This is a genomic window from Falsiroseomonas selenitidurans (assembly GCF_012103215.1).
GTDB classification, from domain to species: domain Bacteria; phylum Pseudomonadota; class Alphaproteobacteria; order Acetobacterales; family Acetobacteraceae; genus Falsiroseomonas; species Falsiroseomonas selenitidurans.
Genome location: NZ_JAAVNE010000099.1, coordinates 1 through 7,761 on the forward strand (window position 1 = coordinate 1; position 7,761 = coordinate 7,761).

Annotated in this window: 6 protein-coding genes; 1 reads left to right on the top strand and 5 read right to left on the bottom strand. The window is 70.7% G+C overall.

Going from position 1 to position 7,761, the window contains the following annotated elements:
* Nucleotides 1–240: 240 nt before the first annotated feature.
* A complete protein-coding gene (locus HEQ75_RS27200; RefSeq protein WP_168035266.1) occupies nt 241–843 on the top strand; it encodes a plasmid pRiA4b ORF-3 family protein in 603 nt (200 codons plus the stop codon).
* Nucleotides 844–850: 7 nt separating this feature from the next.
* On the opposite strand, the gene holA is transcribed toward HEQ75_RS27200, so the two are convergent.
* The 5 genes from holA to HEQ75_RS27225 form a co-directional block, all read right to left on the bottom strand.
* On the bottom strand, nt 851–1,861 hold the full coding sequence (gene holA, locus HEQ75_RS27205; protein ID WP_168035267.1) for a DNA polymerase III subunit delta: 1,011 nt from the start codon (nt 1,859–1,861) through the stop codon (nt 851–853).
* A 230-nt stretch (nt 1,862–2,091) separates the two neighbouring features.
* Complete coding sequence (gene lptE / locus HEQ75_RS27210) at nt 2,092–2,730, bottom strand: LPS assembly lipoprotein LptE (protein WP_168035268.1); 639 nt, start codon at nt 2,728–2,730, stop codon at nt 2,092–2,094.
* Between the two features lie 52 nt (nt 2,731–2,782).
* A complete protein-coding gene (gene leuS / locus HEQ75_RS27215) occupies nt 2,783–5,422 on the bottom strand; it encodes a leucine--tRNA ligase (protein ID WP_168035271.1) in 2,640 nt (879 codons plus the stop codon).
* Between the two features lie 85 nt (nt 5,423–5,507).
* Nucleotides 5,508–6,053 (bottom strand): DUF3576 domain-containing protein, encoded by a 546-nt coding sequence (locus HEQ75_RS27220; protein ID WP_168035269.1) that lies wholly within the window; start codon nt 6,051–6,053, stop codon nt 5,508–5,510.
* Nucleotides 6,054–6,238: 185 nt separating this feature from the next.
* Nucleotides 6,239–7,357 (bottom strand): porin, encoded by a 1,119-nt coding sequence (locus tag HEQ75_RS27225; RefSeq protein ID WP_168035270.1) that lies wholly within the window; start codon nt 7,355–7,357, stop codon nt 6,239–6,241.
* Between the last annotated feature and the right edge of the window lie 404 nt (nt 7,358–7,761).

Genomic DNA, 7,761 nt, shown 5'->3' on the forward strand with positions numbered 1-7,761 from the left:
CCGCCACCATTGCCGCCCCCTCGCCAAGCACGAAGGACAGCGAATCACACTCGCCGTGACCGTGGGAACACTCATGAGTCACTGCAGGACGCCGGGCGTATGATAGGTGGCGCACCAAGTTTCGACCTGCGGCCCTAAAGGGCCGGGCGCGCGAAGGCGCGCGAAGGCCAATGCAGCGAAGCCAAGGGCCGCGGACGCTGCCCGCCCGGCCTTTGAGGGACACGAAGAGGAAACCTTCCTATGCCCGAGGATGAGATCTGCACCCTGCGGATCGAGCTCTGTGACAGCACCCCCCTCATCTGGCGGGAGGTGGAGATTCCGACCTCCGTCACCTTCAAGGTGCTGCACGACATCGTCCAGGCCGCGATGGGCTGGCACGACCAGCATCTGTGGGAATTCCAGAACGGACCCACCCGGATCAGCGCCTCGCGCGGGGCTGATTGGGGTGGCGAACCGCGCGTCTCCGCCACGAAGCTCCAGCTGCGCGAGGTGCTGAGGCCGCGCCGCACCACCCTCACCTACCTCTACGATTTCGGCGACAGCTGGGAGCATCGCCTGGTGCTGACGAAGATCCGCCAGGGTGAGCCCGGGGTTGGCTATCCGCGCTATCTCGCCGGCGAGAACAACGCCCCGCCGGAGGATTGCGGCGGCATCCCCGGCTTCTACACCATGCTCGAGATCATCGCCGACCCCGCCCATCCGGACCACGCGTCCATGGTCGAGTGGCTCGGCGAATACGATCCGCAGGCGATCGACGCATCCGTCCTGAAGATGGCACTCGGCCGCCTGGCGAAGCGCCGCAATGCCGCCCTGGCGCGCCGGGCCAGGGCCACGCAGGGCTGAGCGGCGATTACCGCCGCGCCAGCGCGGCCGCCTGGCGCGCCAGGGCCGCCACCCCGGCACGCGCCAGCGCCTCATGCACCTCGCGGAACGCGGTCGTCTTGGTGCGCTTCTCGGCTTCCAGCAGCGCCGCCCCCTGCGCCTCCAGCGCCGCCGGCGGCCAGATCCGCAGCGCCCGGTCGAAGGCCGGCTTGTGGCGGAAGAACACGGGCGGCCGCAGCCCCCCCGAATCGCCTGCCAGCGCCGCCTCATGCAGCCGCTGCACATGCCGCAGCGTGGCGCGCACCACCATCACCGGGTTCGCCCCCTCGGCGAAGGCTGCTTCCAGCGCACGGTCGGCCTGGCGCGCCTCGCCCGCCGTCGCCGCCATCAGCGCGCCGTCCAGGTCCGCCGCCTCACCCTCCGCCACGCAGGCCAGCGCCGCATCCTCATCCACCTTGCCGCCCCGTCCGGCATAGAGCGCCAGAACCTCCACCGCGCGGCGCAGCAGCATCCGGTCCTCGCCCAGCCGGAGCGCCAGCCAATTGGCCACCGGGGCTTCCACCCCTACCCCCTGCTCGCGCAGCAACCGCGTCAGCGTCGCCGCGGCCTCATCCGCCCGTTCGCGCCAGCAGGCCACCACGGCGACATCCGGCGCCGCCTCCGCCATCGCCCGCAGCCGGGACCGTGCGGTCAGTTCCCCGCCTTCCAAGACCAGCAGCGCCTCCCCGCCGGAGGCCAGGGCCTCCTTCAGCGGGCCGGCATGGGCGTCGGTCGCGTCGCGGAGCCGCACCACGCGGCGGCCCCCGGTCATTGCCAGCGCCGCAGCCTCCCCGGCCAGGGCGCCGGGCCGAGCGGCCTCCTCCCGGGTCATTTCGGCCAGGCGGAAGGGGTCGGACAGGCTCCCCCCCAACACCGCCCGCACCAGGGCCTCCGCGCGTTCCCGCGCCAGGCCGGCGTCGTCGCCATGCAGCAGCACGGCGCGGGTGGAGCCGGGATCGGCCAGGAGGGCCGGCAGCCGGCGCGGCTCGATCTTCGCCATCTCAGCGCAGCCGAGGGCGCGGGCGCCTGGAGCAAGCGTTCAAGCGCACGCAGCGTGCGCTGGCGGGGCGCATCAAACGACTCATACCAACCGCACGAAGGTTTCCCCTTCGCGCCCCTCAGGCGCCGGGCGCCGCGCATCCGCGCGGCTTGGCTTCGCGGCACTTGCCGCGGCGCTCCTGCGGCCGCTCGGCCCTTCGGGCCGCAGGTCGGGACTTCCCGCGTCGGGTATCAGCGCAGCACCGGCGCCGGGCCCGGCACGATGTCAGGCGATGTTGGCACCACCGGCGCACCCAGGGGCGGCACCGCCGGCACGGCAGCCGCCGGCAATGCTGGCTCCCCGGCCGCGCGCCGGCGGAAATCCACCGCGATCCGCGTCACCACCAATTCCGAAAGCACCTCCGCCAGCCGCTGCTCGGCGGCCTCGCGGCTGCTGTCGCTGGCGAAGAACTGGTTGGGCGGGATGTTGTAGGCCTCGACGCTGCGCTCGACGCCCGACGCCACGGTCTCCACCGGCGGCCCCAGGCGCACCAGCAGCCAGTTGGCAGTGCCGAGGTAGCGCACGCGGGTGGCGGTGCCGTCGCGCTGGATGCCCACGCCCTCGGTCTGCAGGCTGGGCGAGACGCGCAGCTCGTACAGGGCCGTGGCGGGGCCGGTCACGTCCTGCCCCAGGCGCTGGTAAAGCGCCCGGCGGATCAGCTGGCCGAACCGCTCCTGTACCAGCGCCACGCGGATGGTCTGCAGGGCGCCGCGCACATCTGCCGTCGCCCCGGCCCCGATGCCGCCGCCCGGCCCGTACAGCGGCCGGAAGCCGCAGCCCGCCAGCAGCGCGGCCGCGCCCAGCACCCCCAGCAAACCCCGCCGGGGCACATCCCGGCTGCCCCGCCGGGGCAAATCCAGGCTGCCCCGCCGGGGCAAGGGTTCAGACGACGAAATTGACCACCCGCCCAGGCACATGGATCCGCTTCTTCACCGGCTTGCCGCCGATCGCACGCTGCACGTTCTCCTCGGCCTCGGCCAGGGCGAAAATCTCGGCATCGGTGGCGTTGATGGAGACCTCGATCGTGGCGCGCAGCTTGCCCAGCACCTGCACCGCCAGCGTCCGCGTCTCCGCCCGCACCAGATCGGGATCGGCCTCCGGCCAGGGCAATTCCGCCACCAGTTGGCCGGTGCCCGGATTGAGCAGCGCGAAGATCTCCTCCGCCAGATGCGGCATCATCGGCGCGGACAGGCGCGCCAGCATCTCCAGCGCCTCCCGCCGCGCGGCACCCATGCCCTCCGCCTCGGCCTCCGCCTCGCCGATCGCATTGGCGAATTCATGGATGCGGGCGACGGCGACGTTGAAGGCGAAGCTGTCCAGCGCCTCGGTCACCGCGACGATGCTGCGATGCGTCACCTGGCGCAGCCTGCGCGCCGGCCCGGCCACCGCCGCATCCGGCGCGGTGCCGGCGGGCGGCAGGGACGCCAAGGCATTGGCGGCCAGGCGATAGACCCGCTGGGTGAAGCGGAAGGCGCCGGCGACGCCGGATTCCGTCCACTCCATGTCCCGCTCCGGCGGGTTGTCGGAGAGGATGAACCAGCGCGCGGTGTCCGCCCCGTAGCGGGCGATGATCGCCCCCGGGTCCACCGTGTTGCGCTTGGACTTCGACATCGCCTCCACGCGCCCGATGGTCACCGGGGCGTTGCCGCCCTTGACCGTCGCGCTGCGGGTGCCGTCCGCGGCCAGGCTGAACTCCACCTCCTCCGGGTACAGCCAGCGCCCGTCCGGGCCCTTGTAGCTCTCATGCTGGACCATGCCCTGGGTGAACAGGCCGGCGAAGGGCTCCTTCACCTCCAGGTGCCCCGTCGCCTTCATCGCGCGGGTGAAGAAACGGCTGTAGAGCAGGTGCAGGATCGCGTGCTCGATGCCGCCGATATACTGGTCCACCGGCAGCCAGGCATTCACCGCCGCCTGCGTCACCGGTGCTGCGGCGCCGGGCGAGCAGAAGCGGGCAAAATACCAGGAACTGTCGACGAAGGTGTCGCAGGTATCGGTCTCGCGCTGCGCCGCTGCGCCGCATTGCGGGCAGGCAACATGCTTCCAGCTGGGGTGATGGTCCAGCGGGTTGCCGGGGCGGGAGAAATCCACATCCTGCGGCAGTTCCACCGGCAGCTGCGCCTCCGGCACCGGCACCGCGCCGCAGGCATCGCAATGGATCACCGGGATCGGGCAGCCCCAGTAGCGCTGGCGCGAAACTCCCCAGTCGCGCAGGCGCCAGTTCACCACGCCGGTTCCCTGGCCCTGCGCCTCCAGCCTCTCGATCGCCGCCCGCTTGGCTGCCGGCACCGCCAGCCCGTCCAGGAAGCCGGAATTGAAGATCGTGCCGTCATCCGTATAGGCGGCATCGCCCAGCGCGAAACGGGCCGGATCCTCGCCCGGCGGCAGCACCACGGGGGTGATGGGCAACGCGTATGTGCGGGCGAATTCGAAATCCCGCTCGTCATGGCCCGGGCAGCCAAAGATCGCCCCGGTGCCGTATTCCATCAGCACGAAATTGGCGATCCAGACCGGGAAGCTCGCGCCGGCGATGAAGGGGTGCGCCACCCGGAAGCCGGTATCGAAGCCGCGCTTTTCCGCCTGCTCGATCGCCGCCTCGCTGGTGCCCATGCGGCGGCATTCGGCGACAAAGTCGGCGGCGGCCGGATTGGCCGCGGCCGCGGCAGCCGCCAGCGGGTGCTCCGCCGCGACGGCCAGGAAGCTCATCCCGAACAGCGTGTCCGGCCGCGTCGTGAACACCTCGACCTCGGCCGTCCCGGCCACCGGTTCGGTCAGCCGGAAGCGCACCCGCGCCCCCTCGCTGCGGCCGATCCAGTTGGACTGCATCAGCTTCACGCGCTCCGGCCAGCGCTCCAGCCCGCCCAGCGCCTCCAGCAGGTCGGGCGCGTATTTCGTGATGGCCAGGAACCACTGGGAGAGCTTCTTCTTCTCCACCAGCGCGCCGGACCGCCAGCCGCGGCCGTCGATCACCTGCTCATTGGCCAGCACGGTGCCGTCCACCGGGTCCCAGTTCACCCAGGATTCCTTGCGCTCGACCAGCCCGGCCTGCCAGAAATCCAGGAACAGCTTCTGCTGCTTGCCGTAATAGGCCACGTCGCAGGTGGCGAATTCGCGTGCCCAGTCCAGCGAGAGGCCCATGCGCTTCAGCTCGGCGCGCATGGTGGCGATGTTGTCGTAGGTCCATTGGCCGGGGTGGATGCCGCGTTCCCGCGCCGCATTCTCGGCCGGCAGGCCGAAGGCGTCCCAGCCCATCGGGTGCATCACCAGATGGCCGCGCGCCCGCTTGTAGCGCGCCACCACGTCGCCCAGCGTGTAGTTCCGCACATGCCCCATGTGGATCTTGCCCGAGGGGTAGGGGAACATCTCCAGCACGTAGTATTTGCGCGCGCCCTCGGGCGGCACGTCCGGCACGGCGAAGCAGCCGCGGCGGTCCCATTCCTGCTGCCAGCGCGGCTCGGCAGCGGCGAAATCGTGGCGCGCCGGCTGCGGCTGGTTGGAGTCCGGGATGGGGGCGATGTCGTTCATCGTGCTGCGTTGCATGGCCTGATGTGCAGCACAGGCATAAGGCCAGTCCGCCGCCCTGGAAAGGGCGGCGCCGGTGCCTCGCGCCTCAGCGCGCCGCGGCGGTGGACTGCGCCCGCAATTCCCGCGCCCGGCCCAGCACCTGGTCCTCCAGCTCCGAAGCCGTGCTGGCGGAGACCGGCACATCCACCCAGGCATTGCCCCGCAGTTCCTGGCGGAACAGCGACACGCGCACGCCGTCGGAGCGCAGCTGGCGGCCGAGGATATAGGCGGTGGCGCGGAAGCGTTCCCCGGTGTTGCCCGGGGGCGAATACCAGTCCGTGATCAGCACGCCGCCAAAGGGGTCGGCCGAGGACAGCGGCATGAAGGACAGGGTATCGAGCGCCGCGCGCCACAGATAGGCATTGACGCCGATGCCGGTGCCGCCCTGATCGGCGCCGCCGCGCTGCTGGCTGCGGTCCGTGCCGAACACCAGGATGCCGTCCTGCCCACCGAGGCGCCCGCGCACCTGGTCGCGCCGGCGGTCGCTGCTGTATTCGTCGAGCTCCGGCGTCCGCAAATTGCCGTCGAGGCTGCTGCACCCGGCGATCAGGGTGCCGAGCACGCCCATCATCATCATCTGCGTACGGCGCATGATTCCCATCCCGGCCCGGCGGGGCCTTTTGCAGGAATTGTCTTACCGCGCTGCCGGGCTTCCGCAAAGCCGGCCCTGCGTAACACCAATGCCTCGGACCGGCGGCAAATCGGGCGGCAACACCCGGGCACGAAAAAAGGGCGGCAGGTTTCCCTGCCGCCCCCTTTCGATCCCGATAGGCCGGATCAGAAGGCCAGGCGGGAGCCGATGACGAAGGTGTTGATGTCGCGGCTCTCGATGCCCTGCACCCACTGGGAGTCGACGTTGTGGTAGTTCGCATACAGTTCCAGGCCGGGGGCCAGGGTGTACACGGCGCCCACGCCGATGACCGTCTGCTCGCTGTCGGACAGGTTGGTGCCGCGGTCCGCGGTGCCGATCGCGTAGAAGGCGCCCAGGGACACGGCGCCGATGCGGTAGGTGGCGCCGATGTTCGCGGAGGTCGAGTTCTCGAGGCCGTTCGCCAGGCCCGTGCGGCCGAAGCTGCCCGCGGCGTACTTGCCCCACAGATAGTGGCCGCCAACGGTCAGGCCGTAGCCGGACACGTTCACGCCGATCTGGTAGGCATTCGGATCCTGGAAGTTGCTCGGCGCGGAGGAGGGCGCGTCGCCGGTCATCGCGGAGAAGGCCACCGCGACGCCGATGTTGCCGAAGCTGCCGCGGTAGCGGATGGCACCGGAGATCTCGTTGCGGATGTTGCCCTGGTTCTCCTGGCGCTGCAGGTTCGAACCCGTGGAGAACTGGCTCTCACCCTGGTAGGTGTTCGGCGCGAAGCTGACGCCGAAGTCGAAGCCGAAGAACTGCGGGGACAGGTAGATGATCTTCGAGGCGTCGTTGCCGTCGTTGATCGTCGAGTTCAGGTACTGGTTGGAGGCCACCAGGTCGTCCCAGATGCCCGACGGGCCATGGCCGGTCACGGTCGGCAGGGAAACCTTCAGCTGGTCGGCGGCGCTGTCCTGGTCACCGAACTGCAGGGTGCCGAGGGTCGGGCTGGACACGAAGCCCCAGAGCTCGTCCAGGTCCATCACGGTGGAGCCGGCGCCCTGGCCGTCGACCTGGATCTCGATCTCGGAACCGTAGCTCAGGCCGTTCGCGGCCTTGCCGCGGACGATGACGCTGATTTCCGTGTCCGTGCGGAAGTCGATGCTGTCGGTGTCGCCCGTCTCGCGGCTGTCATCGACATAGGCGCCCGTGAAGTCGAAATAGCCGCCAACGCGCACCGTCGGAGCCGTCTGCGCCTGGGCAACGCTCACGCCCAGCAGCGCGGCGCCGACCACGGCGGTGGTGCCCAGCAGAATCTTGCGCATATCTAAAAACCTCCTCCTGCGCCGGGTGGCCCCCGGCATGCGACGACCCGCCTGCCCCCCTCGGCAGGACGCCACCACCAGGTTCCCCCCCGGTAGCAGTCAGGCCCGGGCGGATAATGCGCAAAGCCTGCACGACGCGGCAACGGTCCATCCGAGCGCGCCGCGACTTCCTTGAGACAGTGTTGCGTGGGAGACACAGCGTTGCAGGAGACACGTCTCAGCAACCGCGCAGCCGCCTCATCAAACCAGGCGAACCCTCATCAACCCTTACCCACAGGCCGCGCGGCAGGGCGCGGCACCGGCACCACGCCAGCGATCAGGCCAGCGCGCCGATCGCCGCCAGCCCCGCGGCGCGCCCCGCCCCCTGCCGCGGCAGCCGCCCGGCGGTGCCCACCGCGACGCCG